Annotated in this window: 23 protein-coding genes, 1 tRNA gene and 1 pseudogene; 15 read left to right on the top strand and 10 right to left on the bottom strand. The window is 68.6% G+C overall.

What is annotated here, in order from left to right; all coding sequences use genetic code 11:
* Positions 1 to 70 precede the first annotated feature (70 nt).
* The 3 genes from ACFQ4H_RS07570 (at position 71) to ACFQ4H_RS07560 (ending at position 5140) form a co-directional block, all read left to right on the top strand.
* Complete coding sequence (locus ACFQ4H_RS07570; protein WP_377568463.1) at positions 71 to 2083, top strand: trypsin-like peptidase domain-containing protein; 2013 nt, start codon at positions 71 to 73, stop codon at positions 2081 to 2083.
* Positions 2084 to 2184: 101 nt separating this feature from the next.
* Positions 2185 to 4029 carry a hypothetical protein gene (locus ACFQ4H_RS07565; protein WP_377568460.1) on the top strand — a complete coding sequence of 615 codons (1845 nt, stop codon included), beginning with the start codon at positions 2185 to 2187 and terminating at the stop codon, positions 4027 to 4029.
* 196 nt (positions 4030 to 4225) lie between these two features.
* The gene (locus ACFQ4H_RS07560) at positions 4226 to 5140 is read left to right on the top strand and encodes a glycosyltransferase family 2 protein (protein ID WP_377568457.1); all 915 of its coding nucleotides are present in this window, start codon (positions 4226 to 4228) and stop codon (positions 5138 to 5140) included.
* 104 nt (positions 5141 to 5244) lie between these two features.
* On the opposite strand, the gene ACFQ4H_RS07555 is transcribed toward ACFQ4H_RS07560, so the two are convergent.
* Both ACFQ4H_RS07555 and ACFQ4H_RS07550 read right to left on the bottom strand, forming a co-directional pair.
* Positions 5245 to 6288, bottom strand: a complete 1044-nt coding sequence (locus ACFQ4H_RS07555; RefSeq protein ID WP_377568454.1) for a glycosyltransferase — start codon at positions 6286 to 6288, stop codon at positions 5245 to 5247.
* Positions 6285 to 7730: a lipopolysaccharide biosynthesis protein gene (locus ACFQ4H_RS07550; RefSeq protein ID WP_377568451.1), complete on the bottom strand. Its 1446-nt coding sequence runs from the start codon at positions 7728 to 7730 to the stop codon at positions 6285 to 6287. Before ACFQ4H_RS07550 ends, ACFQ4H_RS07555 begins: the two co-directional genes overlap by 4 nt.
* Positions 7731 to 8248: 518 nt before the next feature.
* Here ACFQ4H_RS07550 and ACFQ4H_RS07545 point away from each other — a divergent pair.
* On the top strand, positions 8249 to 9226 hold the full coding sequence (locus tag ACFQ4H_RS07545) for an endo-1,4-beta-xylanase (RefSeq protein WP_377568449.1): 978 nt from the start codon (positions 8249 to 8251) through the stop codon (positions 9224 to 9226).
* Between the two features lie 103 nt (positions 9227 to 9329).
* Complete coding sequence (locus ACFQ4H_RS07540; RefSeq protein ID WP_377568447.1) at positions 9330 to 10880, top strand: sugar transferase; 1551 nt, start codon at positions 9330 to 9332, stop codon at positions 10878 to 10880.
* 104 nt (positions 10881 to 10984) lie between these two features.
* Here ACFQ4H_RS07540 and ACFQ4H_RS07535 read toward each other — a convergent pair whose 3' ends face one another.
* On the bottom strand, positions 10985 to 12046 hold the full coding sequence (locus ACFQ4H_RS07535) for an LCP family protein (protein ID WP_377568444.1): 1062 nt from the start codon (positions 12044 to 12046) through the stop codon (positions 10985 to 10987).
* A gap of 101 nt (positions 12047 to 12147) precedes the next feature.
* Between ACFQ4H_RS07535 and ACFQ4H_RS07530 the strand changes: the two genes are divergently transcribed.
* Positions 12148 to 12981, top strand: a complete 834-nt coding sequence (locus tag ACFQ4H_RS07530) for a class I SAM-dependent methyltransferase (RefSeq protein ID WP_377568442.1) — start codon at positions 12148 to 12150, stop codon at positions 12979 to 12981.
* A 51-nt stretch (positions 12982 to 13032) separates the two neighbouring features.
* Positions 13033 to 13851, top strand: coding sequence for an MOSC domain-containing protein (locus ACFQ4H_RS07525; protein ID WP_377568439.1), 819 nt, complete (start codon positions 13033 to 13035; stop codon positions 13849 to 13851).
* A gap of 31 nt (positions 13852 to 13882) precedes the next feature.
* On the opposite strand, the gene ACFQ4H_RS07520 is transcribed toward ACFQ4H_RS07525, so the two are convergent.
* The 3 genes from ACFQ4H_RS07520 to bcp form a co-directional block, all read right to left on the bottom strand.
* Positions 13883 to 14401 (bottom strand): GNAT family N-acetyltransferase, encoded by a 519-nt coding sequence (locus ACFQ4H_RS07520; protein ID WP_377568436.1) that lies wholly within the window; start codon positions 14399 to 14401, stop codon positions 13883 to 13885.
* 104 nt (positions 14402 to 14505) lie between these two features.
* Positions 14506 to 14586, bottom strand: a tRNA-Leu gene (locus ACFQ4H_RS07515).
* Positions 14587 to 14688: 102 nt separating this feature from the next.
* Complete coding sequence (bcp, locus tag ACFQ4H_RS07510) at positions 14689 to 15165, bottom strand: thioredoxin-dependent thiol peroxidase (protein WP_377568434.1); 477 nt, start codon at positions 15163 to 15165, stop codon at positions 14689 to 14691.
* A 178-nt stretch (positions 15166 to 15343) separates the two neighbouring features.
* Between bcp and ACFQ4H_RS07505 the strand changes: the two genes are divergently transcribed.
* From ACFQ4H_RS07505 to ACFQ4H_RS07490, 4 genes and pseudogenes are all read left to right on the top strand, one after another.
* Positions 15344 to 16069: an energy-coupling factor ABC transporter permease gene (locus tag ACFQ4H_RS07505; RefSeq protein ID WP_377568432.1), complete on the top strand. Its 726-nt coding sequence runs from the start codon at positions 15344 to 15346 to the stop codon at positions 16067 to 16069.
* Positions 16066 to 16491, top strand: coding sequence for a PDGLE domain-containing protein (locus ACFQ4H_RS07500; RefSeq protein WP_377568430.1), 426 nt, complete (start codon positions 16066 to 16068; stop codon positions 16489 to 16491). The genes ACFQ4H_RS07505 and ACFQ4H_RS07500 overlap by 4 nt, the downstream gene beginning before the upstream one ends.
* Before the next feature lie 10 nt (positions 16492 to 16501).
* Entirely contained in the window at positions 16502 to 17272 is a 771-nt protein-coding gene (gene cbiQ / locus ACFQ4H_RS07495) for a cobalt ECF transporter T component CbiQ (RefSeq protein WP_377568427.1), read from the top strand.
* Positions 17269 to 18018: pseudogene (locus tag ACFQ4H_RS07490) on the top strand (energy-coupling factor ABC transporter ATP-binding protein); the annotation flags it as partial. The gene cbiQ and the pseudogene ACFQ4H_RS07490, both read left to right, overlap by 4 nt.
* 101 nt (positions 18019 to 18119) lie before the next feature.
* Here ACFQ4H_RS07490 and ACFQ4H_RS07485 read toward each other — a convergent pair.
* From ACFQ4H_RS07485 to ACFQ4H_RS07470, 4 genes are all read right to left on the bottom strand, one after another.
* Positions 18120 to 19391 carry a hypothetical protein gene (locus ACFQ4H_RS07485; protein WP_377568424.1) on the bottom strand — a complete coding sequence of 424 codons (1272 nt, stop codon included), beginning with the start codon at positions 19389 to 19391 and terminating at the stop codon, positions 18120 to 18122.
* Positions 19388 to 20101 (bottom strand): DsbA family protein, encoded by a 714-nt coding sequence (locus tag ACFQ4H_RS07480; protein ID WP_377568421.1) that lies wholly within the window; start codon positions 20099 to 20101, stop codon positions 19388 to 19390. The genes ACFQ4H_RS07485 and ACFQ4H_RS07480 overlap by 4 nt, the downstream gene beginning before the upstream one ends.
* Entirely contained in the window at positions 20088 to 20612 is a 525-nt protein-coding gene (locus tag ACFQ4H_RS07475) for a MauE/DoxX family redox-associated membrane protein (RefSeq protein WP_377568419.1), read from the bottom strand. The genes ACFQ4H_RS07480 and ACFQ4H_RS07475 overlap by 14 nt, the downstream gene beginning before the upstream one ends.
* A gap of 243 nt (positions 20613 to 20855) precedes the next feature.
* A complete protein-coding gene (locus ACFQ4H_RS07470; protein ID WP_377568416.1) occupies positions 20856 to 21440 on the bottom strand; it encodes a sigma-70 family RNA polymerase sigma factor in 585 nt (194 codons plus the stop codon).
* A 101-nt stretch (positions 21441 to 21541) separates the two neighbouring features.
* On the opposite strand from ACFQ4H_RS07470, the gene ACFQ4H_RS07465 reads away from it, so the two are divergent.
* The 4 genes from ACFQ4H_RS07465 (at position 21542) to ACFQ4H_RS07450 (ending at position 26267) form a co-directional block, all read left to right on the top strand.
* Positions 21542 to 22195 (top strand): zf-HC2 domain-containing protein, encoded by a 654-nt coding sequence (locus ACFQ4H_RS07465; RefSeq protein ID WP_377568413.1) that lies wholly within the window; start codon positions 21542 to 21544, stop codon positions 22193 to 22195.
* Between the two features lie 35 nt (positions 22196 to 22230).
* On the top strand, positions 22231 to 23898 hold the full coding sequence (locus tag ACFQ4H_RS07460; RefSeq protein ID WP_377568410.1) for a copper resistance CopC/CopD family protein: 1668 nt from the start codon (positions 22231 to 22233) through the stop codon (positions 23896 to 23898).
* Between the two features lie 16 nt (positions 23899 to 23914).
* A complete protein-coding gene (locus tag ACFQ4H_RS07455; protein ID WP_377568406.1) occupies positions 23915 to 24655 on the top strand; it encodes a YcnI family copper-binding membrane protein in 741 nt (246 codons plus the stop codon).
* Between the two features lie 142 nt (positions 24656 to 24797).
* A complete protein-coding gene (locus ACFQ4H_RS07450; RefSeq protein WP_377568403.1) occupies positions 24798 to 26267 on the top strand; it encodes a hypothetical protein in 1470 nt (489 codons plus the stop codon).
* Positions 26268 to 26381 lie beyond the last annotated feature (114 nt).

Genomic DNA, 26381 nt, shown 5'->3' with positions numbered 1-26381 from the left:
GGTTGCTGGACAGATCGGTGAGCGCTGTCTCGGTAAGATCCGCACGTCGGGTGAGCGGGGAGGGGTAGACATGCAGCCGGATGGTCCGTACAGGTTCACCGAGACGATGGGTGTCTGCCTGGTAGGCAAAGCCTGGTGGGCCGTCGACGGACAGGGCCGACCCGTGACGGTCGCGGTGCTGGAGGGCGCTGCTGCCGCCGATCAACGTTGGCGCGAGGCATTTGCCAACGCGGCCGAGGCGATGTCGAAGGCCGCCACCGGTCCCCGCTACGAACGGGCCGACTTCTCAGCCAGCTACCCGTGGGTGGCTTACCCGTCCGAGGGTGGACTCGGCGCCCAGCACCTTTTCCGGGCCCTCGGTATGGAGTTGCACCCCGAACCGGGCACCCCGCCGTCGGTGACGCCGACGACCGGGCCGTCCGCGCCGGTGTCGCTACCGTCGCAGCAGGCGTCGCCACAGCCGGAGCCGTCTCAGCCGGTGTCCGCGCCACCACAACCGGTATCTTCGCCGCCCCAGCCGGCGATGGGCCCAACAGAGCCGGTGTCCGCGCCACCACAGCCGGTTTCCGTACCGCCGCAGCCGATGTCGCTACCGTCGCAGCCGGTTTCCGTGCCACCGCAGCCCGTTTCCGTTCCACCGCAGTCGGTGTCCGCGCCGCCCAGCGTGGGCGGAGAACGTCAGCCGTGGCCGGCGGTGACCAGTCCAGTGCAGGAACCGTGGTCCGCCGATCCTGCGCCGTACGACCCGTTCTCCGCCCCGGTACGTCGGATCCAGCCATCACCACCGCCCAAGCGGCGGACCGGGCTCTGGGTCGCGGTCGTGGCACTCGTCCTGGTGCTTGTGGCCACCGGGGGCGGACTGGTGTTCTGGTTCGGCTCCGGGACGAAGGAACCGGCCGCGCAACCGGAACCTGGCAGTTCGGCTTTCCCGCCGGCGGGCGTGACAGGCCCCAGCCTGAAGCCCTGGGCGCTGTTTCCGCCGAACGGTCCGGAGGAGCGCTCGTTGGCGACTGCGGCACCATCGCTGGTCTTCATCGAGGCGGTCTTCACCGGCTACCTGCGGGATCGGGCGACCAAGGCACCGGTGCGTGCGACGCCGATCACCTTCAATCGTCGGTGCAGCGGCTTCGTGGTGACCACCGGCGGGCACGTGCTCACCAGTAGTTCCTGCGTGCAGCCGTCGGCGGAGACCGTCCGCCAGATCGCCCTCGACGCGGCTGCCCGGATGCTGGTGCGGGAAGGGACGCTCGCTTCCGGGCAGGTCGACAACTACATCAAATCCAACCTTGAGAAGACCGAGTTCACGGGAATCGATCCGGGGTCGGCGCCCACCAGCCAGTTGTACGGCCAGTTGAACGATGCCAAGGGTAATGCCGTCGGGGATCCGGCGATTCCGGCCGAGCTAGTCAAGGCGCGGCCGGCAGAGAGCGGCAATACCGCACTGATCAAACTCGCCAGGGAGAATCTCCCGGTTGTGGAGTTGAGCGGTTCGGCCGAGGTCAAGGATGGTGGCTCGCTGCTCGTGGTCGGTTTCGGTACGGACGACACCGATTTCCGTACGGCCAGCTACACGCCGCGGCCGAAGCTGGTGACAGTCACCGGAACCGCTCGGCGGGGCGACGCGTCGATGTACCGGATCAATGACGACGTCGGTGCCAACTCCCATGGAGGACTGGCCCTTGACCCGAGTGGTCGGGTCGTCGGGATGGTGGATCAGGATCTGGCGCGGCCCGACCGGGCGAACCGAGTGGTGCTACCGACCACCAGCCTGCTTGAACTGCTGACGGAGTCGGGTGTGAAGAACGAACTCGGCGCCCCGGACAGGGCGTACCGCGACGGGCTCGACGCGTATTTCGCCGGACGGCACTCGACCGCCGTTTCGCAACTGGAGAAGGCCGCCACGGAATCGCCCACCAACCTGCTGGCGCAGGCGTACCGCCAGATTGCCGCTGAGCGCCAGAAAGCGGAGGACGACTCGTCGGGACGGCCAATCTGGCCGATTATGCTACTCGGCGGAGTCGCTGGAGCACTGATCGTCGGGCTCGTCGTGCTCATCGTGCGCATGACGATCCGTCGTCGCTGAGGCCGATGCGGAGCGTCTACGGTCCTTTCGGCTCGATTGTGGACTCTCCGTAGCCTCGGTCGTCTGCACCGCGTCGTCGCACGGCTGCTAGCGTCATGTAATTGACGGGTCAGTTGCGACTGAAAGGTTCTTGCGGCGTGTCATCCCCTTTCGCCGTTCGACGCGCCGATCCGGACGTCGCTCGCCTGAGACCGCTGTCACAGCTGCTCTCGATCGTGCTCGTGTCGGTCGTGGGTGTCCTTCTGGTACATGTGCTGCTCGAAACATGGGCACAGGTCCTGACCGGGCCCACGAGCGAGGACCCACGGGTCAATCTGGAAACGGCTGCGCAGTGGCCCAAGACGCTCAAATCCGGGCTCTACCTCCTCCTAGCCGCACTCACGGTCGTCAAAGTCGCCGTCGACCGGCTGTGGCGCCGCTTCCAGACCGGCGCCGATCTGGCGCTGCTCGTGCTGGGCCTGGTCATGGTGCTGGCCGGTGTGGTCAACGATTCCTCCCTCACGCTGATGGGGGAGGCGCTCTTTGTATATTTCCGTGGCGTAGTCATCTTCTACGCTCTCCGTGCTGCAGACCTCGACGAGACAATGGTCCGCCGGCTGCTCCTGGTAGTGGGCGCGGTGATCGGGCTGAACGTGCTGCTGGCCGTCATACAGATGGTGGTGGGACGGTCCGCCTACTCGGTACTCGGCTGGGTAGACCTGACCTGGGCGGAGCAGAGCCGGGCGCAGGGTTTGCTGTCCCACCCGAATCACCTCGGCCACGTGCTTGGTCTCGCCCTACTCGGGTTCATTGCGTGGGTGACGGTCAACCGGGTCCGATTCGCCTGGTGGGTGGTCGCGAGCCTGGTCGCGCTCGCGCTCTCCGCGAGCCAGTCGCGGGAGTCCCTGCTGGGTGTGCTGATAGCCGGGGTGCTGGTCGCGATACTGGTGCCGCAGGGCGCACGTCGGGTGATGGGTATCTGCCTTGTTCTCGTCGTCTGTACGGTGACCCAGATCGTCGCCCGGCCCGACAATCGTGCGGAGTGGGAGCGACGGATCAGTAACGTCGTGGCCGGGATCTACCATCCGGCCGGCAGCGAGCGCAGTCCGCAGAGCACGTCTGCGGCCACCAGCAGCAAACCCGCGCCGAGCACGGTTGAGCCTAAGCCGACTGCTTCGAAGGCCAGCGCTGGCACGGTTGAGCCTAAGCCGACTGCTTCGAAGGCCAGCGCTGGCACGGTTGAGCCTAAGCCGACTGCTTCGAAGGCCAGCGCCCCCGCGACCCCTAAGCCGACAGCCAAGCCCTCACCAACCAGCGTCGGACGTCCCTCGCCTGCGCCGCCCCGCGAGATTCGAGTGTTGTACCTGCAACAGGTGGTCGACATCCTGCCTCGTCAACCGCTGCTCGGCTTCGGCATCGGACAGTTCGGCGGCGTCGTTGCACAGAAGAACAACCCGGACTGGCACAAGAATCCGAAACTGGGGCCCGGGGGTTTCAATCGATACGGCTTCCAGGCCGTCCAGATCGACTCCTTCTGGCTGCATCTCGTCATGGAGGTGGGAGTCCTCGGACTGGCGGCGTACCTAGCCTGGCTCGTGCTGATTGTGCGGCCCTTGATTTCCCCGCTGATGCGGGCCCGCCGTCGGAAAGCGGTGCATCGCCCGCCTGTCACTGCGGCGATGGCCTGGGGCATCGCCGCGATGGTGTTCAGCGTAGTCGCGGCGTTCCTGTCGCCGGCCTTCGAGGATCCGCTCTTGCCAGCGCTGCTCTGGGCGATCGTCGGTATCGCCTGGTGGGCGCAGCGTCGTGCCAAGGAGCTCGAGTCCCTTGTCTACACTGCGGACACGGCGCAGTTGCCCACACTTCGTGGCCCTTCCGATGATGGGGACGCCGATACACAGGTTCTGTCGACTGAGGAGATTCTTGCCACGGCGCGGAGGATGCGACGACCGTCGCCGTCGGACTGAGCGAGCGGAGTGAGGCCCGGGAATCGACCCAAACCGCGATGATCTATAGGCGGTGGTGTGCCGTAACCGTGAAGGTTAGACTCTCTGCTGCTCAGGACGTCGCCGACAATTGTCGCTGCGAAGGTGGCCAGTACGGGGGTGACGGGAGTATGGGCGTATTGGGGCACAGCCCGGCGGGCCGTGGGTTGCCGGGCCGATGAGCCATCGACCGACGTCCGCCTCGACGCAGCCGCCCGCCGGCACCTCCACCGCGATTCCCGGGAAAGACGGCGGCCCGGCGACTGATCGCCAAGCATTCAAGGCGGTTGAGTCCGCAGCACCAGTGGCGCCAGCGATCTCGGTCTGCATCGCGGTTCGGGACCGTCCGGTCCTCCTGGTCCAGGCAATCAACAGCGTTCTCGCCGGGGCGTTCGGCGACTTCGAGATCGTGGTGGTGGACGACGGATCCGTGGTGCCGGTCCAGGAGGCATTGGCCGAGGCGGGTCTCTTGGCCGACCAGCGCATCCGGCTGGTCCGTCAGCGTGCGACAGGGATCAGCGCAGCGCGGAACATCGCGCTCAGAGTGGCCCGTGGCCGCTTCGTCACCGTTCTCGACTCGGACGACGAGTTGACTGTGGACGGTCTCAGCCGCATCCATGAATTCCTGACTGCCACCGGGGCGGGCTGGCTATACACCGACTACGAGGAGATCACCGGACACGGTCATAGTAAGATCATCAGGCTGCCCACGTATCGGACAGCGCGGAGAATGCTCTGGGCGGTCATGCTTCGGCCGCGACTGCCGTTCAAACACTCCGGCATGTCGGTCGACCGGACCCTTCTCGAAGGGCTTGGGGGCTACGACGAGCAGATCCCGATCAAGGTCGACGTCGAGCTGATTCTCCGCGTACTCAGCAGCGGCCTACAGCCCCAACATCTTCCGTATCCGGTCGTCAGGTTTCACCGGCATGGCGGCAACATCAGTCGCCGCCGGCTGGCGGGACTTTCCGTGTGGTACAGGCTCATTCAGAAGTACAGCATGCCACGAGTTCCCGGCATCGCCCTGTCCGTCGTCGCGTTCCGTGCACTTAGTGAACTAGGCAAGTGGCTTGTGACCTCGGTCCGTCGGTGATGCCTGCACTCTGTCGGCCAAGCTGGTGCGGGAAGCGTCGCCGGGAGAGCGGACAAGCCTCTGTGGACGGTAGGACAGTGGCGACCGGCCGTAGGAGTGGGTGATCAGCGCCGTGGTGACGACGCGAGTACCGTGCGGTAGACCTCGGTGATTCGCTGTGCGACGAGACGCTCATCCAGCCAGGAGACCTGCTCACGCCCGTCGGCACGTCGTCCGTCAGTGAGGATCTCCGCCGTGCGGTCGGCCAGTTCCGCCACCAGGCGGGTGTGTGTCATGCCCTCGAGTGGTCCCGTCGGGTACCGGACCACGGCGCTCGGTCGTACGCCGTCCAGGACCTCCGCGACGTCCCCGACGTCCACCGAGACGACAGGAAGGCCCATCGCGACGGCCTCCTTCACGACGGTGGGTGATCCTTCACTGCCTCGATGTGAGGTGAACAGCAGGACGTCGGCGGCATCGTACTTGCGTACCAGGTCGGTCTCCGACTGACCTTCGGCATGCAGGACCAGTTCCTGTACTGAATCGTCCCGCCGCTGCAGTTCGGCGATGACTTCACGGAAAAGGCCGTAGTTCTTCACTGGACGGGCGGGATCGGCACCGAAGAGCACGACCTTGGCGGTGGGGGCAATCCCCAGCTTCTGTCGGACGGCGAGCCGGTCACTCGGTTGGAAGAGTTCGAAGTTCACTCCGTTGGCGATGACGTGACCCTCGGGATCCCCGGCCGTCTCGGCAAGTCGACGGGACACGTAGATGCGGGCCCGGCTGGTACCCCAACCAAGTCTGGTCATAAGGCGCTGACGTGGGACGTTGATGTCACTGCCGTACAACGACAGCACCGTGGCCGGATGGCCGGTAAGGCGGGCTGCTGGCGCGGCCATGCCGTAGTGCACGTGCACGATGTCGTAGTCGCCCTGTCGGGCCCGCCGCCGCACCCGTGGCACTGCGGTGAAGTAGTCGTGCTTACCTCGGGACTGGGCGATCACCTCCACATCGACATGGTGTCCGAGTGCCCGCACTGCGGAGACCTGACGCTGCACGAAGATGCCTCGATAGCTCCCGTTCTCGGGCCACAGGTTGGTGACCGCCAGAATGCGGAGCGGGCGGGCCGGCGGTAGCGCCTGTGGTCGGGCGCCGGAGGCTGCGGTCACGGAGTTTCTCCCTGAAGGGCTGGTGATTCGGGTCGAGGGCCGGGATCCTGGCCGGCGCGCGACGTGCGACCCTGGCGTAGCAGCCAGAGCAGCCGCCGCAGGTCGCCACTGAGCACCGCCAGGGCCACTACGAGGACGGTGCCGGCAACCACCGCCGTCGACCACGACCAGTTGAGCAGAAGGTCGAGTTGTGTGACCAATGTGCCGATGGTGATCAACGTGACGCACCGGGTGAGGACGCCGGCCCAGGTTAGCTGATGGATCCGCCAGATCGCGACGATGGGAATGAGCGCGGTGATCGTGGTGCCTACGAGGTAGCCGATGGCCACCCCCATCGCGCCCATGGACCCGGCGGTGGCGATCACGACGCTGAGGCCGACGAGACAGCCGACGACTGCGGAGACGACCGGAATGCGCGCCTGCGCGGGTGCCCCGCTGGCCAGGGCGTTCACCGAAGGTACCTGCAGGATGCCGAAGTAGGAGGCGCAGAGCATGATTCGGAGAACTCCGGCACCGTCGGCGTATTCGCTGCCGCCGTAGAGGCTGAGGATGAGCGGTGCGGCCAGAAGACCTACCAGGAAAACTGGCGTCATGGTCACGGCGAGACCCCGGGTCGAGGCGTCCACCTGCTTCCTTACCGCCGATCGGTCGCCCGACCCGTGGGCGCTGGCCATCGCCGGGAAGAGTGCCAGTGCCATCGCCCTCGGCAGGAAGTACAGGGGCGCGATGAGGGCGACCGCCGCCGCTAGGAAGGCCACCTCGGCCGGTGCGGCGAACTGTCCCGCGAGAAGTTGGGTCGCCTGGAGGAACCCTGCGCTGGCGAGGGTCCCGATGCTGCCGAGAACGGCGAACGTCAGCACCTGACGGCGGTCGAAGGAGCCCTGCTCGGTCACCCCTTCCGACCGGCGGTGCCGGCGTAGTTGACGACGGCACAGCACGGCGAACGACCCGTAGCCCAGGCACAGCGGTAGGAGGTAGGCGCTCTCCCCGGTAACGATCACGACCACGGTCGTGACGATCGCCAACAGTGACGTGCCGAGTTCGATCCGGGCGTACTGGGGGACGAGGCTGTGACCGTACATGGCAGCCTTGTCCAGGGTGTAGAGCGAGTAGGTGGCGGTCAGGAGCGCCAACGAAGTGGCGTCGAGCGGGTCGAGTTGGTGGAGTCGTCCCACTACGAGGGCGCTGAGCACGCCGAGGCCGACCGACGATGCCAGTCCGAGACGGGAGAGGAACCGGTGTGCGGCCCAGGCACCTGCCACGTCACCCGCGCCACGATGGAAGGCGACGAACTTGGCGATGCCGCTGGAGAGACCGCCGGGCAGGAGCAGGCTGGCGATCATGCTGGCGGCCAGCATGATGCCTACGAGACCGTAGGTCTCCTGGTCGGTGGCGCGGCTGGTGAGGGAGCCATGGACGATACGGGTGACTCCGACCGCCACCAGCGCGAGCATCGACAGTGCGCCGGTCCGGATGAGGGCGGAAGCTCGGCGGTCGGCAGGTGCCCTTGTCGCGGCGTTCACTGGAGGTGCCGCGACATGTGCGAAATCCTCATCCTCACGTGTTGCTGCGAAGTTCGAGTGACGGATCGTGATGGGCGAGCGTTGAATGATACATGCACACCGTGATTCCGCAGATGGCGGCTAAGCTGTGCGTTTGGAGCCGACATCGTAGGATCGCCGGGGGCCGCCCGTTGGTCCTCGTCGCGCTGGCGTCGCTGCTTCAGTTGGGGACGATGATGGCCGAAGACGTGCGCGGCACCACGGTACGGGCCCGACCTGACCGCTTTGCCATTCCTCGGCGGATGCCGGTACACGTGGGACCTTCGACCAGTCGGACGCGTCGGCCCTCCGGGCGAATGTGGATCACGGTGCTGGCTGTGGTGACGTTACTTCTCGCGGCTTGTGGGGCCTATGTTCGTTCCCAGCGCGGTGATGCGCAGGAGGGCGCAGCCCCGGTCGTGCCCGACTGGCCCGCGCTGCGCAGCCTCATGCCATCGAACGTGCGGATCGGTACGGCGGTCGACGGACGGGTGCTGGCCACCGACGCCCGGTACCGTGCGGTACTCGGCAGGGACTTCAACGCTGCGACCGCCGAGAACGCCATGAAGTGGAGTCAGCTGCAACCGACTCCGGGCACGTATGTCTGGCAGGTCAGCGACGACCTGGTGGCCTTCGCCGAGGAGAACGGCCTGGCGATGTACGGGCACACCCTGGTCTGGCACAGCAGTGTCCCGTCATGGGTGTCGGAGTCGTGGTCGGCGGAGGAACTGGGGGAGTTGCTCAGGCAGCACGTCACGGCCGTCGTCTCCCGATACCGTGGAAAGATCTGGGCCTGGGACGTGGTGAACGAGGTGCTGGATGAGGACGGCTCTCTGCGGGACACGATCTGGCTGCGCAAGCTCGGCCCGGACTACATCGCCGACGCCTTCCGCTGGGCGCATGCGGCTGACCCGGATGCCCGGCTCTTTATCAACGACTACGGCACCGAGGGACGCACCAGAAAGGCTGACGGTCTGTTGCGGCTGGTCAGCAAGCTCAGAGCCAGCGGGGTGCCGATCCACGGGGTGGGCTTCCAGAGCCACCTCCAGTGGGACAAGGCGCCGGTGGAGGTGGCGGGTAACCTGCGTCGCTTCGCGGACCGGGGGCTCTCGGTCGCCATCACCGAGTTGGACGTCCGGATCCAGTTGCCGGTGACGCCGGAGAGGCTGGCCCGCCAGGCGATGCTCTACGAGCAAATGTTGGCCGCCTGCCTGGCCGTGTCCACCTGCGAGTCGTTCACGCTCTGGGGTTTTACTGACGCCAGAAGCTGGATTCCGTACAACTACCCGGGCTACGGCGCGGCCTGCTTGTTCGATTCAGAGATGAAGCCGAAGCTGGCGCACAGCGCGTTGGTGGATGCGCTGCGGGAAGACCGGACCGGGGCACCTGGCGGCTGAACCGTGCGACCCGGCTGCGGACTGGACACCTAGGCAGGGCGCCCGTGTAGGCATAGGGTCACCTCGCGGTTCCCATCCGATTGGTGACCAGAAGAGGAAAGCCGTGTCCACGCACATCGACTTCCGCTCGGGCGGCTCTCCGCAGCCACCGGCGGCCAGTGACACCGGCGTCATCACGCCCTCAAACGGCATCGCGCGTGCGGCGTTCGCCCGGCCGGTCGTACCGCGGGTCAACTGGCACCGGCCCTATGTGGCCTGGCTCCTTCTGTTGGACTTTCTCAGTGCCCTGGCGGCGAGCCGGACGACGATCGCGTTGCTCGACAAAGCCGACGCCGGATTCCACGATCCGGACGTGCCGGGCGGCGTCGACGGACTCTTCGTGCTGGTGGCCAATTTCGGTGTTCCTGCCGGATGGATGGTGCTGCTCGCGGCGTGCGGAGCCTACGACCGGCGCGCGCTCGGGATCGGAACCGAGGAGCTCAAGCGGGTGGCACGGTCCAGCGTCGCCTTGGCCGCCACCGTGTCCTTCCTCGCGCTCGGTTTCAAGAAGGACCTCTCCCGAATGACGGTGGTAGTGGTCATCCTGGCGGTTCTGGTCTACAGCCTGACCAGCCGGTTTGTGGCCCGTACCGTTCTGCAGTACCTGCGGCGTACCCGGCGACGCGGGGGGCAGAAGACGCTGCTGGTCGGAAAGCTCTCCGACGCAATGGCGCTCTACGACATCGCGACGCGGAACCCGGGTGCGGGCCTGCAACCGATCGCCATCCATCTGCCGCACTATCCCCGACCAGGTGAACGGGTCACCGCGCCCGTTCCCGTCTACGTGGGTTGGGAACTGGTGCCGCTGGTGCAGCAGATCGGCGCGGACACCATTGCTGTGTGTGGGCCGGCCAGTCTGGAGTCGTACGAACTGCGTCGGCTGGCCTGGCAGCTTGAGGGAACTGGTCTCGACCTGGTCGTGGTGCCCCAGGTCACCGACGTCACCGGCCCCCGGATCCATGTCCGGCCGGTCGAGGGGCTGCCGCTGCTCAACGTGGAGGAGCCGACGCTCTCTGGACTCTCGTTGCTGGTCAAAGGGCTGCTGGACCGGCTCACCGCCCTGGGCGGTCTCGTCCTGATGAGCCCGGTGCTGATCGCGATCGCGCTGTCCATCAAAGTCACCGATCCCGGGCCGGTGATGTTTCGGCAGACCCGGATCGGCTATCGGGGCAGGGCCTTCAAGGTCTGGAAGTTCCGCACGATGTACACCGATGCGGAACAACGGCTCGAGGCGTTGCGAGGACAGAATGAGAGCGACGGTCTGCTGTTCAAGATCCGTGATGATCCACGGGTCACGCCGATCGGCCGTTACCTGCGCGCGTTCTCGCTGGATGAACTGCCACAACTGATCAATGTGTTGATGGGACAGATGTCGTTGGTCGGACCACGACCGTTACCCACCGAAGACGACGACTACAAGGGGGATGTCCGTCGGCGGTTGCTGGTCCGACCCGGGATCACCGGGCTTTGGCAGATCTCCGGTCGCTCGGATCTCAGCTGGGACGATGCCGTCCGGCTCGACCTGCACTACGTCGACAACTGGTCGCTCGCCTACGATCTCGGAATTCTCTGGCGTACGGTGAGCGTTGTCATGGCCCGGCGGGGCGCCTACTGACCGGCAGGGCAATCTTCGAAGCACCTGACCGATACGGGTGCCGGCCGTGACACCCGTGTGATGGGTTGACGGTGGCGCCTCGCCGGACGGTCGACTCCGGCGCCCTATTTCGCGGCGCTCATGATCTCCGAAACCGCGTCGCGTCGTACGGCATCGTAGAAGGTCTTCGCCTTCTCCTCGTTCGCGAAGACCACGCTCTCGCTGCCGACCTTGCCGGTACCCCTGGTGGGGCTCGTCATGAAGACCAGGTTCCCGCCACGCAGGTTACGCAGCTGGGACGCGGTGTCCATGAGGGACATCTTCTTGTCGACCGAGACCGACTTCGAGGCGGCCTGGATGAAGTCGTTCAGCTTGCCGGGGTTGGTGAGGAGTCCGCCGGACGCCGCCTTGTCCAGGATCGCCTTGATTACCTGCTGCTGGTGCCGGATGCGGGCGAAGTCGCCGTCCGCGAACTGCTTACGCTGGCGCGCGTAGTCGAGTGCGGTCTCGCCGTCCATCCGCTGCATCCCCTGCTTGAAGGTGCGGAACGGCGGGTGGATCGAGGTGAAGGACTTCTCGGAGTTGATGTCGATGCCGCCCAGCGCGTCGATGATTTCCTTGAAGCCGGCGAAGTCGATGATCACGACGTGGTCGATGTGAACCTTGGTGAACTTCTCCACGGTCTGCACCATCAGCGGAACACCGCCCCAGGCGTACGCGGCATTGATTTTGGCTTCCCGGCCGCCGTGCTGGCCGTCCTTCGATTTGGGTACCTGCACCCAGGTATCCCGGGGGATCGAGATCAGTTGTGCGCTTTTCCGGTCCTGCGGAACATGGGCCAGAATGATCGTGTCGGTACGGGAACCAGTGGTCTTTTCCGGGTCACGGGAGTCGCTGCCGAGGATCATTATGTTCATGGCCTCCTTGGCCACGATCTCCGGGCGATCCGCCTGGGGTACCTCCTCGAAGGCGTCGACCCGTTCGATGCCCGACTCGACCGACCGGAGGTAGAGCCCTCCCGCGACGGCACCTCCCACGCCGAGTAACGCCAGCACCAGTAGAGTGATCAGGACGATTCGACGTCCCTTACGGCGTCGCGGTTTCTTCGCCTCGATGGGCTCTACATCGGAGGGTTGGTCTTCCGGGACGGTCGTTTCGACTTCAGCAGACTGCTGACTCTGCGGCATACGGCGATGGTACTGACTGGTCACCGACGCCCGATGCCCCGCCGTGGTCGATGTCCCGCTTCCGCGCAGATCCTCGCCGGAAACGTGGTAGAACCATGTGGATGAATGCCCTGCAGTTCCGCCGGGCGATTGCCCGTAGCCCGTTTGCGCCGGTAGCGGCCTTTCCCAAGCGGCTGCTGCGCGTTGCCCGGCACAACGCCCGGGTGCTCGGGGTGTCAGCTCGATGGCTGGTCACCTCCCGCGAACATCACAACTACACCTACGACCTGACCCGGCTCAGCCGCGAGCACCTCGCCTGGTTCGTCAGCGTGATCTGCGTCGTACCGGTGAAACAGATCCGGACATACCTCGCCGAGATCGAGGCCGACGACGATCTGCGTACGCACATCCAACGGGCGACGGCGGCCTCGGCGCGGCGTGGCCTGGCCGACCGTCAGGTGCGCTACGCGCGACGGATCGGCTGGTACGCCATAGTGCGGGCCACCCGACCGGCCCATGTGGTGGAGACCGGCGTCGACAAGGGGCTGGGCACCTGCGTACTGGCCTCGGCCCTGCTACGCAACGCCGCCGAGGGGACACCCGGCCGGCTCACCTCGCTGGACATCAACCCCGAGGCCGGCTACCTGGCCCGCGCCGAACCCTGGGCGAGCGTCGTCGACCTGGTCGTCGGTGACTCAATCGCCTCGATCGCCGAACTGGACCGCCCGGTCGACATCTTCCTGCACGACAGCGACCACAGTGTGACCCACGAACGGCGTGAGTTCGAGGCGGTCGAGGCCAAGCTCAGCCCGGACGCGTTGCTGCTCACCGACAACGTCACCATCACCAACGTGCTGGCCGAGCACGCCGAACGCACCGGCCGTCGGTTCCTCGCCTATCGGGAGACCCCGGCCCGGCACTGGTTTCCCGGTGACGGGATCGGTGCCGCCTGGTGACGGACGCATCAGGCGATTCACAGTCCGGTGCGGCTGTGGAAAGCTGCTTACATGCGACTGGCGTCGATTCACACGTACCCGATCAAGGGGTGTCACCGGCTGGACCACGACGGCGCGTCGGTGGAACCGTGGGGCCTGGCCGGCGACCGACGCTGGATGATCCTCGACGAGGACGGGGTCGGCGTCACCCAGCGTGAGACCACCCGGCTGACCGCCCTCCGGGCGCAGGTCCGGCCCGGCGGCCTGGAACTGCGGGCCGCCGGATTGCCGACCGTGGAACTGCCCGAACCGGTCGACGGGGACCAGGTCGAGGTCCGGGTGTTCCGGAGTACGACGCCGCTGCCGGCCCGGTTCGCCGGGCCGACGGCCGACGAGTGGCTCGGCGAGCTGCTCGACCGTAAGGTGCGGCTCGTCTGGCTGGGCGACCCGACCGTGCGTCCGGTCAACCCGAGGTACGGCGAGCCCGGTGACCGGGTCAGCTTCGCCGACGGCTATCCGGTGCTGCTGGCCAACACCGCCTCGCTCGACGTGCTCAACGGTTGGATCCGGGATTCGGGCAGTGAGGAAGGGCCGCTGCCGATGGCCCGGTTCCGGCCCAACCTGGTGGTCGACGGTGCCGAACCGTGGGCCGAGGACGACTGGCTCGGCCGGCGGCTACAGATCGGCACGGTGGTTTTCCGGGCGGTCAAGCCGTGCGACCGCTGCGTGGTCACCACCACCGACCAGGAGACCGGTCAGCGGGGGCGGGAGCCGCTACGGACGCTGGGCCGGCACCGCAACGTCGACCAGGGTCTGCTCTTCGGCCTGAACCTCGTACCGGACGGCACCGGCGAGGTCCACGTCGGCGACGAGGTACGCCTGCTGCCCTGACGGAGACCGTCCAGCAGCGTGGTCGAAGCGGCTAGGACAGGGGCAGCCACATCATGATCTCGTCACGGTCGTCGCCGGCGGCGACCCGGAGCGCGCCGGGCAGCCGTCCGACCTCCTTGTAGCCGCATCGCTGGTAGAACCGGTCCAGCCCGTGGCCGTCCCGTACGGTGATGTGCAACGCCTCGTAACCGATCTCCCGGCCGAGGCGTTCGGCCTCGCGCATGAGCGCCATGCCGTAGCCATGGCCCTGCCGGTCCGGGTGGACGATCACCCGTTTGAGGACGCAGTAGTGGTCCTTGAGCGCGAACCGGTTGTCGGCGAAGAACAACATCGCCGCGGGCTGCCGGCCCTCGTATCCGACCAGTAGCCGGTCCGGACCGTCGGTGACCCCGGCGAAGGTCGCCTCCGCGACCGGCTGGACCTCTTCCGGGGTGACCGGTGCGACGAAGCCGACCGCACCGCCGGCATTCGTCGCGTCCACCCACAGCGTCACGAGCTGCTGACGTAGCTCGGGGGTCAGTTCCGGGTCGAGCGCGAAACGCAGGGGCATGTCGGTAATCCTGACGGCTGCCGGGCAGCGCTGCCGAATGTCAGCAGGTCATCGTGACAGTGCTAACAGTCGGTGACCGGCGGCCGGTCGTACCGACGTGATTGTGCGGGAGGGGGGAGTCGAACCCCCACGCCCGAAGGCACAGGAACCTAAATCCTGCGTGGCTGCCATTACACCACTCCCGCTGGCACCACGAGTCTAGAGCGTCGTGCTGCGGTGCTGTTAAGCCCGCCGCCCTGTCGAAGTACGTTCGATACGGTGCCGTGACTTACCGGGTGGTCGTTTCCTCAGTCCAGACCGAGATCCCGGCGCAGTTTGGCGACGTGTCCGGTGGCCTTGACGTTGTACATCGCCTTCTCGATCTTGCCGTCGGCGTCGATGACGAAGGTCGAGCGGATGACCCCGGTGACCGTCTTGCCGTACAGCTGCTTCTCGCCGTACGCGCCGTACGCGGTGAGTACCGCCTTGTCGGTGTCCGAGACGAGCGGGAAGGTGATCGCGTCGTGCTCGCGGAACTTGGCGAGCTTCGCCGGCGTGTCGGGGGAGATCCCGACCACCTCGTAGCCGGCGGCCTGCAACGAGGCCAGTGAGTCACGGAAGTCGCAGGCCTGCTTGGTGCAGCCGGGCGTCATCGCGGCGGGGTAGGCGTAGAGCACGACCTTGCGGCCACGCAGGTCCTTCAGCGAGAGCGGGTCGCCGGAATCGGTGGACAGGGTGAAGTCCGGCGCGGTGTCGCCGGGCGTGAGGCGGGTGGGCGCGGTCATGGTTGTGACCCTACCGCCGACGGCGGGCCGTGGTCCGGGCGGAGCGCCGACCCCACCGCATGCCGCCGATGTCCGGTTGGGCGACATGCTGCCAACTATTGGCAACAGTACCCATCGATAAATACGCTGATCGTTCTCGGCAGGGGACGACCCGCCGTAGGCGATGTGGGGAGGTGTAGTGGAAAACCTCGCGATGCACATCTCGAACGGGATCATCGACGGTCCGGTCGCTGCGGCGTTCGCGGTGTTCGCCCTGGTGGTGCTCGCCCTGTGCGTGATCCGGGGCCGCAACGACCTGGATGACCGGCTGGCACCCATGGCCGGTCTGGTCGCGGCGTTCATCTTCGCCGTACAGATGCTCAACTTTCCGATCTTCACCGGCGCGGTCAGCGGCCACCTGCTCGGCGGTGCGCTGGCGGCGGCCCTGGTCGGCCCCTGGGTCGGCGCGCTCTGCGTGGCGGTGGTGCTGGTGGTCCAGTCACTGGTGTTCGGTGACGGCGGGGTCGCGATGCTGGGGCTGAACATCACCAACATGGCGATCTTCGGTACGGCCGCCGCGTACCTGCTGATCGCACTACTGGTACGGATCCTGCCCCGTACCCCGACCGGGGTGGCCATCGCGGCGTTCGTCGCCTCGGTGGTCAGCGTCGTGATCGCCTCGCAGGGGTTCATCCTCCAGTACTGGCTCGGCGGCACCACGGACGTCGGCAACACCCTCGGTGGACTCGCCGGCACGATGGCCGGCGTGCACCTGCTGATCGGCATCGGTGAGGGACTGATCGCGGCCACCACCGTGGCCACCGTGGCGAAGGTACGCCCCGACCTGGTCTACGCCCTGCGCGCCTTCCGGCCTGTGCCGGCGGCTGCGTCCGTACCGGCCCGGACCCAGGGAGGTGCCCGGTGACGAAGCGTTCCTGGGGATTCATCGTCGGCGGACTCCTCGTCGCCCTGCTGCTGGCCGGAGTGGTCAGCAACTTCGCCTCACCGCACCCCGACGGTCTGGACTCGTCGCTGCGTAGGGGCTGCACCTTCGACGCCGAGGACAACATCACCGGCGGTGACTGTCCGGCCCGGGCGGCCAAGGACCACGAACTCGCCGACCTGCCACTGGCCGACTACGGGGTGAAGGGCATCGACAACGCGTACCTGTCGACCGGGTTGTCCGGGGTGGCCGGCATACTGCTGACCTTCGGCGTCGGTGTCGGGGCGTTCTGGCTGGTCCGGCGGCGGCCCACCACCGGGACCGGTGCCGGTACGCCCACCGCCGGTGCCGGTACACCCACCGCCGGGACCGGTGCGGGTACGCCCACCGACTCGGCGGGTTAGGAGGTCTGCCGTGGGTGCCGGGCATGCGCACGTCCTCTACCTGGACCGGGCATCACCCGTACACCGGCTCCCGCCCGAGGTGAAGATCACGGCGATGGTGGCGTTCACCCTCGCCGTGGTCGCCACCCCACGGGAGGCGCTGTGGGCCTTCGGCGGGTACGCCCTGCTCGTCGTCGTGGTGGCGGGCCTGGCCCGGGTGAGCGCCCGCTGGCTGGCCACCCGTGCACTGATCGAGTTGCCGTTCGTGTTCTTCGCGTTCGCCCTGCCGTTCCTCGGCACCGGTGAACAGGTCACCTGGCTGGGACTGCACCTGTCCGTCGACGGGCTCTACGGAGGCTGGAACATCCTGGCCAAGGGCACGCTCGGCGTACTGGCGTCGTTGCTGCTGGCGGCGACCACGACGATGCGTGACCTGATCGTCGGCCTGGACCGGCTGCGTTGCCCGCAGATCCTCACCCAGATCGCCACGTTCATGCTGCGCTACCTCGACGTGCTGGTCGGCGAGGCCCGCCGGATGCGGGTGGCGCGGATCTCCCGCGGTGACGATCCCAGGTTTCTGTGGCAGCTGCGCGGCTTCGCGGCCGGCGTGGGTGCATTGTTCCTACGGGCCTTCGAACGGGGGGAGCGGGTCTACCTGGCGATGGTCTCCCGGGGCTACCAGGGCCGCATGCCGGCGGTCTGGCAGGCCGCCGGGGCGGCCACCGCCGGCCAGTGGTTGACCGCCGCGTCCGTGCCAGCCTGCGCCGCCACCATCGCCGCCGTCGCGGTCGGCCTGTCATGATCGGGTACGTGGAGAGCCCCTCGCTGGACGTGCGTGGGGTGCACTTCGCCTACCCGGACGGCCGGGTCGCCCTGCACGGGGTGGACCTGACCGTGCCGCGTGGCGGCCGGGTGGCCCTGCTGGGGCCCAACGGCGCCGGTAAGACCACCCTGGTGCTGCACCTCAATGGGATCCTCACCCCGGTCACGGGGACGATCGAGGTCGGCGGCCTGACCATCGACCGGGACCGGGGCCGGCTGGCCGAGATCCGGCGACGGGTCGGCATCGTCTTCCAGGACCCCGACGACCAGCTCTTCCTGCCCACGGTCGCCGAGGACGTGGCGTTCGGCCCGGCCAACCTCGGGCTACGGGGAGCTGAGCTGGCCGTCCGGGTGGACGAGGCGCTGGCGGCGGTCGGCATGAGCGAGCACCGCGACCGGGCTCCGCACCACCTGTCCTTCGGTCAGCGTCGGCGGGTCGCGGTGGCCACCGTACTGGCGATGCACCCGGAGATCCTGGTGCTGGACGAGCCGTCGTCCAACCTCGACCCGGCGGCACGCCGTGAGCTGGCCGGGATCCTGCGCGGGCTGCCGGTGACCCTGCTGATGGTCACCCACGATCTGCCGTACGCGCTGGAGTTGTGTGACCGGGCGGTGATCCTGGACCAGGGACGGATCGTCGCCGACGGGTCGACGATCGATCTGTTGACCGACGACGTACTGCTGGCCCGGCACCGGCTCGAACTGCCCCACGGCTTCGACCCGAAGACCGCCGTCGCGAAGGCCGCCGCTGGGGAGACGGCCGCTGCGAAGACGGCTCCTGGGGAGACGGCCGCCGCTGCGAGAACGGCCGCTGGGGACGGGACCGGTCAACCGCCGGGTCGCCCGGCGGCGTCCGGCTCGGCCGGATCCTGCTGACCAGCGGGAACAGGACTTTCCTGGCCGGCGGGAGTCGGATCTCCGGTGCCGGTCGACGCGATGCCCGCCGCACCGGCCCGGCCGGCGGCGCGCAGCCGCAGGACGCCGGCGAGACCCACCCCGGCACCGGTCACGATGGTCAGTGCCACCACGAACCGGGCCGGGGTCGCCGGCCAGGGCACCGGGACGATGGAGCGGGCGAAGGCCGCCGCGTTGGTGACCCCGGCGAACAGGGCCAGACAGGCACCGGCCAGGGCCAGGGCGAAGTCGGCTGCCGGCCTTCGGGCCAGGGCGTACGCCCCGGCGGCCAGCGCACCGAGCCCGGTCAGGACCGCCCAGATCTGCCCGGTCAGCAGCCCCTGGAGCAGGTCACCGAAGCCGGTGGCACCGGCGTCGAACTCGCGCGCGACGGCGAAGGAGATCGCCGCGACACCCCCGATGGCGGAGAGCACCGCCAGGGCGATCGTGCCCGTGCGGCTGAGCCCGGTCTCTTCGCCCGGAGTGACGGGGTCCGTCACCGGGCCGGATGCCGGGACCGGCGTCGTCGGGCCCATGGTCGCCCGGCCCAGGGCCGCCACCAGGACGGCCAACAGCAGGGTGATCGCCCACCAGAGCAGCGGGCTCGGTGGCGGCACCCAGTCCAGGGTGCCCCGGATCTCCAGGGCGCTCGTACCGTCGCGCAACGGCACCGCCCAGTCTCGGATCCGGTGTTCCCGGCCCGGGTCGACCTGGGCGGCTCGGGGGAGGCCAGCCTCCCGCCACTGGGTGCGCTGGTCGTGCCAGCGAGCCACCGGTTCGGTGGAGACCCGTTGCCACGAGGGGGCGGTCGCCGGATTGGCGTTGGCCGGCAGGGTGGTGTCCCCGGCCAGCGTACGGTTCAGGTAGGTCGCCGGGGAGTTGACGTTCTCGTACACCCCGTCCGGTCGGACCGCCAGGTACGGCTCACCGGAGTAGCCGAGCACCTCGATCGTGCGGCCGGTCCGGTTGACGAGTTCCAGCCGGGCACCGGCCTCGATGACCCGGACGGTGAGCTCGGGTACGGCCGGCGTCACCTCCCGTACCTCGGTGCGGTAGTCGGTGCCGTTCGGCGCGTCGGCACCGTGGGCCCACGCCGGGGTGGCGAAGGTCAGCGCCCCGACGAGAGCGGCGACGACGGCGGACACGACCCGGCCGACGGTCCTGCCCGGACCGCCGGCCGAGATCGCCGCACCGCGTGAGGTCATTTGCCTGCCGCTGCCACAGCCGCCGTGATGGCCTCGGCGCTGCTCTGCACCTCTTTGCCGTCGACCAGGACGGTCGGGGTGGCGTTGACGTTCGCCTTGGCCGCGCCCTCGGTGACGTGCCGGGTCCACGACTTGTACTTTCCGTCCCGGACGCAGGAACCGAAGCTGTCCTGGTCCAGCCCGACACCGGTGCCGATGCTGATCAGCTCGTCGTTGCTCAGACCCGGCCCGCCCTCGGGCGGCTGCCGGTCGAACAGCGCCTTGGCGTACTCGCGGAACTTGCCACCCTCGGCGGCGCAGCCGGACGCGGCGGACGACCGGGTCGAGTACTCGGTGGTCGAGAAGCGGTCGAGGAAGGCGACCGGTCGGTAGATGACCTTCGCCTTGCCCTCGGAGACGAGCTGGTCCAACGTGCCACCGATCTGCTTCTCGAACTGTCCACAGGCCGGGCAGATGAAGTCCTCGTAGACGTCGATGGTGACCGGGCCGGAGCCCACAATGATGCCGGTCCCGTCGGAGGTGGCGCCCTGCGGGGCGGTGTAGTCGCCGTTCTTCTGGCTGGCGTAGATGCCCCAGCCGACCAGGCCGGCGATGACCAGCGCCGCCACCGCGATCACCGAGGTCCACAGGGTGCGTTGCCGGCGACGTTCCCGGGCCATCTGCTCACGTACCACCCGGGCGGCGGCGCGCTGCCCCTTACGACTGCTCATTGTTCTCCTCTGGGAGTGTTCCACCCGCCAGCCAGGTGTCGACGGACAGCGGTGTGCGGGGCCAGATCAGCAGGATCCCCGCCAGAACCAGGAAGCCCACGTCCCGGAGGATCTCCGTTCCGTAGGTGGGACTCTGCCCGGCAGCCAGTTCGCCGCCGCCACCGAAGCACCCGCAGTCGATGTTCAGGCCCCGGGCCCAGGCAGAGATGATCCCGGCGATGAAGACGACCAGCAGTGCTGCGGAGAAAACCGCCGACAGTCGGGTGGCCAGTCCGACGAGCAGCAGCACCCCGAGGGCGAGCTCCACGAACGGCAGCGCTGCGCCGATCACCATCGCCAGGTCGTACGGCATGACCTGGTAGGCGTTGACTGCATAACCCGAGGCGGCGAGGTCACTGACCTTCGAGCCGCCCGCGACGATCCACACGGCGGCCAACCCGAGACGGGCTGCCAGACCGATCCAGGGTTGCGCGATACGCCAGCGTGGGCGGATGCCGGTGGTGAGAGTCACGGCCATTGGTCGTACCGACCCCCCTTGGAAGTTCCGGCTGTGCCAGGTCTCACTTTCACTGTGCCGGTTCCGTTGTGCCCCGTGGTCGGGCCAGTCGTCCCGTACCGTCCGGGTCGAGTGGCCCTTGCTTATCGGGCCGGCTGACCCATCCCAACGGCGAAACCGACGAAAGCGGCTAAACTAGTCGGCCTGGCGGACCTGGCGGACCCGGCGGGGCGATCGGGTGGTTCGGCGGGCGCCGGGTCAGCTGGCCAGGGCGTCGCCGACTGCTTCGACCAGGTCGGCACGGGCCCGGGCCACCCGGGACCGGATTGTTCCCACCGGTACCCCCTCCACGGCGGCGGCCTCCGCGTAGGACAACCCCAGTACCTGGGTGAGCACGAATGCTCCCCGGCGCTCGGTGGGCAGCCGGCGCAGCAGGTCGGCGACACCGAACTGCCCGGCCGGGTCGGGGTAGGGGTGGTCGGTGTGCGCGTTCGCCGCCAGCCGTGCGTCGAGCCGCCGTCGTCGTACCACGACGCGCAGGTGGTCGGCGCAGGCCCGCCGGGCGATGCCGAGTAGCCAGGTACGGGCACTGGATCGCCCCTCGAAAGAGGGTAACGCCCGAAACGCCCGAAGATAGGTCTCCTGGGTCAGATCGTCGGCACTGTCCGGGTCGACCAGTGCGGCGGCGAACCGCCACACCTCCGCCTGGGTGGCCCGGACGAAGGCCGCCTGCGCCACCGGATCCCCGTTACGGGCAGCCAGCGCCCAGTGGGTGGCAGTCTCCAACGCGGAGGTGGTCGCGTCGGCCGTACCGGCCACGGAGTCACGCTGGGCGGGGATCACGGCAACCCAGGGTACGCGGCCCGCCCGGCCAGCAACGGCGGGTTCACGAAACGCCCGCCCCCGGACGGAACTTTTCCGGCCCGCCCGCCGACTATCCATACATGACCTGCGACAAGGTGCGAATCGCATTGTCGGCTCGACTGGACGGGGAGGACCCGCAGGCGCCGGCGACGGTACTGGACGGCCACCTGACGACCTGCTCGGGATGTCGGAACTGGCTGGCCCGGGCCGAACAGGTCACCCGGCTGGTTCGGGTACGGGTCGCGGACGTGCCCGATCTGACCGCCACGGTACTGGCGGCGGTCGCCGCCGACCCCAGGGCGGCAGCCGCCGAGCGGCAGCGCCGGGCGGCCACGGCGTACGGCCGCCGGCAGATCCTGCGGGTCGCGGTGGCGGTTGCGGCGGTCGCGCAACTCGCCGTCGCGCTGCCCATCCTCCTCGCCGGGCTGGGGGTGGCGGCCGATCCGCACACGAGTCGCGAGATGGCCTCGTTCGACGTGGCGTTGGCGGTCGGTTTCGTACTGGCCGCCTACCGACCGGAACGGGCCCAGGCGTTCGTGCCGGTCGCCTTCGTACTGGCGATCTGCCTGGCCGGAACCAGCGTGATCGACATCGCCAACTCGACGACGGCACTGGTCCACGAGATCGGACACCTGGCCGCGGTCGTGCAGGCCGGACTGCTCTGGGCGCTGGGCCGGGTCAGTAGGCGAATCGACCCGTCGGTGTCCGCCGTGGTGCCGGCCGGTCGAGGGTGAGCCGAGGTCGCGCGGCGGCCCGTGCTTCGGCCAGCATGTCCTGCATGACTGTCGCGAAGCATCGCTGGGCGGCGCGCGCCGCCGCGACCCTCGGCCTCCTGGTGACGGCGCTGGCCCTGCTGCTCGGTGCCGGTGTCCCGGCCAGTGCCCATGCGGTGTTGGCCAGTAGCAGCCCGATTCCCGACACGGTGCTGGCCAGCGCGCCCACCGAGGTGGTGCTCACCTTCACCGAGCCGGTACGCAAGGTGCCCGGCAAGATCCGGGTGCTCGGCCCGGACGGGAACCGGGTGGACCGGGGGGAGCCGACGTTCAACGGCGCGGTGGTCAAGATCCCCGTCGACCCGACCGGTCCACGTGGCACATACCTGGTGAGCTACCGGGTGATCTCCGCGGACAGCCACCCGGTGGCCGGCGGCTACACCTACTCGGTCGGGGCACCGTCGACTCCGCCGACGGCGGCGGGTGAGGGAGGCGACGAGGTCAACCGGGTGGTTGCGGTGGCGGTCCCGGTGGTCAAGTACCTCGGGTACGCCGGCCTGGTCCTGCTCGTCGGCCCGGTGCTGGTGCTCAGCCTGCTCTGGCCCCAGCGGCTGTCCCGCCGCCGGCCGGCCCAGCTGGCCTGGACCGGGGTGGGACTGGTCGCGTTCGCCACCCTGGCCGGGCTGTGGCTACAGGTGCCCTACACCACCGGCGGTGGCCTGTTCAGCGTCGGCGGGACCGAGCTGGGTGACGTGCTCGGCAGCACGTTCGGCGCAGCCCATCTGGTACGGCTGGGCATCCTGGTGGCCGCCGGCATCATCCTGCGACCACTGCTGACCGGACCGGCCCGCCGGGCCGACGGGGTGCTGCTGGCCATCCTCGGCGGTGCCGCCCTGCTGACCTGGCCCATCGCCGGGCACCCGGCCGCGTCACCGGTGCCGGCGGTGTCGGTGGTCGTCGACGCGGTCCATCTCGGCGGTGTGGCCCTCTGGCTCGGCGGCCTGACCATGCTGGTCGCCGTACTGCTGCGCCAGGCCGACGACCGGGAGTTGGAGGCGATCCTGCCGGTCTGGTCCCGGTGGGCGACGGCAGCCGTGTCCGCGCTGGTGCTGGCCGGCACCGTCCAGGCGTTGATCGAGATCGGTACCCCCGGCGCCCTGGTGTCCACCCGGTACGGCTGGCTGCTGCTGGCCAAGGTGGGACTCTTCGCGGTGGTGATCGCGGTGGCGGCGTACGCCCGGAGGATGGTGCAGCGCCGGACGGCCGCCGAGCAGCCGGGCCGGATGCGGCGGGCGGTCTGGGTCGAGTTGGGCATCGGCGCGGTGATCGTCGCGGTGGCGGCGGTGCTGGTGCAGACCACGCCGGCCCGTACCGTCGACGCGAATGCCCCCGGTGCGACCGCCGCCTTCTACGCCACGACGCTGACCAGCAACATCTACACGCTGGAGCTGGTGGTGGATCCGGCCGCCCGGGGCAACAACACGATCCACATTGATGTCTTCACCCCGGACCGCAAGCCGCTGCCGGTGGTCGAGTGGCGGGCCACCGCGGCACTGCCGGCGCAGGGGATCGAACCGATCGAGATTCCGCTGCTGCCCCTCACCGACAACCATGCCACCGGTGAGATCAGCCTGCCCGCACCCGGCGAGTGGCAGATGCGGTTCACCATCCGGACGTCCGACATCGACCAGGCCACGGTGACCGCCACCGTACCCGTCAAGTAGCAGAGGAAGGTCTGCAATGACCCGTCTCCGTCGTACCGCGACCGCCGCGGTCGTCCTCGCCCTCGGTGCTGTCGCCACCGGCGTGCTCGGCTTCGCCGCGCCCGCGTCGGCACACGTGTCGGTCAACCCGAGTGAGGCGACCCAGGGCGGCTACGCCCGGTTGGCCTTCCGGGTGCCGACCGAGAGCGACACCGCGTCCACCACGAAGGTGGAGGTCAACCTGCCCGCGGATGCCCCGATCGCCTCGGTGACCACCATGCCCGTACCAGGCTGGAGTGTGGCGGTCGAGAAACGCAAGGTCGATCCGCCACTGGAGGTGCACGGCAGTCAGGTCACCGAGGCGGTATCGAAGATCACCTGGACGACAACCGACCCGGATGCCGCGATCAAGCCGGGAGAGTTCCAGGAGTTCCCGGTCTCGATGGGGCCGCTGCCGAAGGCGGACAAGATCGTCTTCAAGACCCTCCAGACCTATTCCGACGGCAGTGTGGTGCGCTGGATCGAGGAGCCGACCGGTGGGGAGGAGTCCGCTCAGCCGGCGCCGGTGCTGAAGCTGGCCCCGGCGGCGAACACCACCGCCACCTCGGACTCCTCCTCGCCCGCGCCGGTGGCGAAGGCGGACACGGATGGCGGCGACAGTTCGGTGGCGCTGGGGTTGGGCATCGCGGGCCTGGTGGCCGGGCTGGCCGGTCTGCTGCTCGGCGGGCTGGCGTTCGCCCGTACCCGATCGGGGGCGGCGAAACCGCCCGTTGCCTGATCTCCTCCGCCCCGGCAGTGGCCCGCCGACGTGTCGGCGGGCCACTGCCGTTTTGAGTCTTACTCTTACTGAATAATCCGTGTTTGGTCCGTTTCGCTCTGTATGGTCGTCGAGGTACTGCGACCAGGAGGGGAAGACGCGGATGCGGTTCGCGCGCACGATCACCGGAATACTGCTGCTGACAATCGGACTGCCAGGGCTACTCGTCGGCGGGGCACTGTGGATGGTGCTACAGCACCGTGACGCGAGCGGGACGTTCAGTGCGAGCCTGGAAAAGGTGAACACGCCGGGACACGCGGTCGTCGTGCCCGACCTGGACGCGCTGCTGGACCGGGACATCCCCTTCATCGCCACCGGCAAGACCCGGTTGCGGATCGCCGTACGGCACGACGAGGGGCCCGCCTTCATCGGTCTCGCCCCCGCCGCCGAGGTGGCCGGCTACCTCGCGCAGGTGCCGTACGTCACGGTCGACCGGGTGGCGGTGACGAAAGGCCCGCTACCGGTACGGCTGAAGCCGGCGATGCCGGTGCAGGCCAGTCTGCCGGGACCGGGCACCACCCAGCTTCCCGGGCCACGACTGGCCGCCCCGTTGGCGCAGTCCTTCTGGCACAGCGAGGGCTACGGGATGCTCGACCTGAACCCCGCCGACGTACGGGGGCGGCAACTCAGCCTGGTGATCATGCGTACCGACGCCGAGGCCGGGATCAAGGCGGACGTGCGGGCCGAGGTGGGTGCGGGCTGGCTCGACCCGACCGCCTGGGGCCTGCTGGCCGGTGGCGTCGTGCTGAGCCTGCTGGGCGTGGCGAGCCTGGTCTGGCCGGTGCGTCCCCGCGAGGTGATCTTCGTGGTCGAGCCCAGCCAGGTGCCGGTGCTGGCTGCCCGGGTGGGGGTGTCCTCGTTGAACGATCTCGGTCGACCAGGTAAGCAGCGCACGGACGAACCGGTGTCGGCCGACAGCGACCCGACGCCGGTCGAGCAGCCGGCTGAGCGGCCAGTCGAGCAGCCAGCCGATTCCGGGCCGGTGGCCGGAGCCGCAGCGTCGAGTTCGGTGGACGGGTCAGGGCCCGTCGACCAGTCGGTGTCGGAGGACGTGGAGAGCGGGTCCGAGCCGGTCGATCGGGCGGTCCCGGCCTGGCCGGTGGAGTCGCTGGAGACCGTACCCTCCCGGCTGGTTCGATCGGCGGATCTGGTGGCCCCCTCCCGGCCGGCGACGCTGGCGGACCTGGCACCGTCCCATCTGGCGGTCGACGATCCGAGTCACGGTGGTCGGCCGCCGGTCACGCTGGCTCTCACCTGGCCGGCACCCCTGCCCGGACAGGCCGGCCTGGTCGTGCCCAGCCGGTCCGGTAGGGAGGCCATCGGCCGTGCGACGGTCAACCGGCCGAGGGGCTGCAAGGCCGCAGGTGGGGCAGGGGCTTCCGAGACGATGGTGCCCCGTGCGGCGTCGGGGGAGAACATGCCTGCCCGGCAGGGCACGGTGGTCGACGCGCCGCCCGACGAGACAGACGATGCAGGCCCTGCGAACGAGGTCGGCAACGCGCTGTCGGAGAGCATGGCCGATGCGACTCGGCGGCGGAACAGCGCAAAATGGGATGCGGCGACGGGTGCCTGAGGGCGGGCGGTGCCGGCTGAGGGCGAGCCGCCTGAGGGCGAAGCCGGCTGAGAGCGATACCGCCTGAGGGTGATGACGTTGCCTGGCGACGGACGTGAACCCATGGGCTGATGG

Origin of the sequence: Micromonospora sonneratiae, from assembly GCF_042679305.1 — a bacterium.
Lineage (GTDB): Bacteria > Actinomycetota > Actinomycetes > Mycobacteriales > Micromonosporaceae > Micromonospora_H > Micromonospora_H sonneratiae.
Note: the sequence above shows the minus strand (reverse complement) of the source record. Positions and strands in the feature narration are given on the sequence as shown.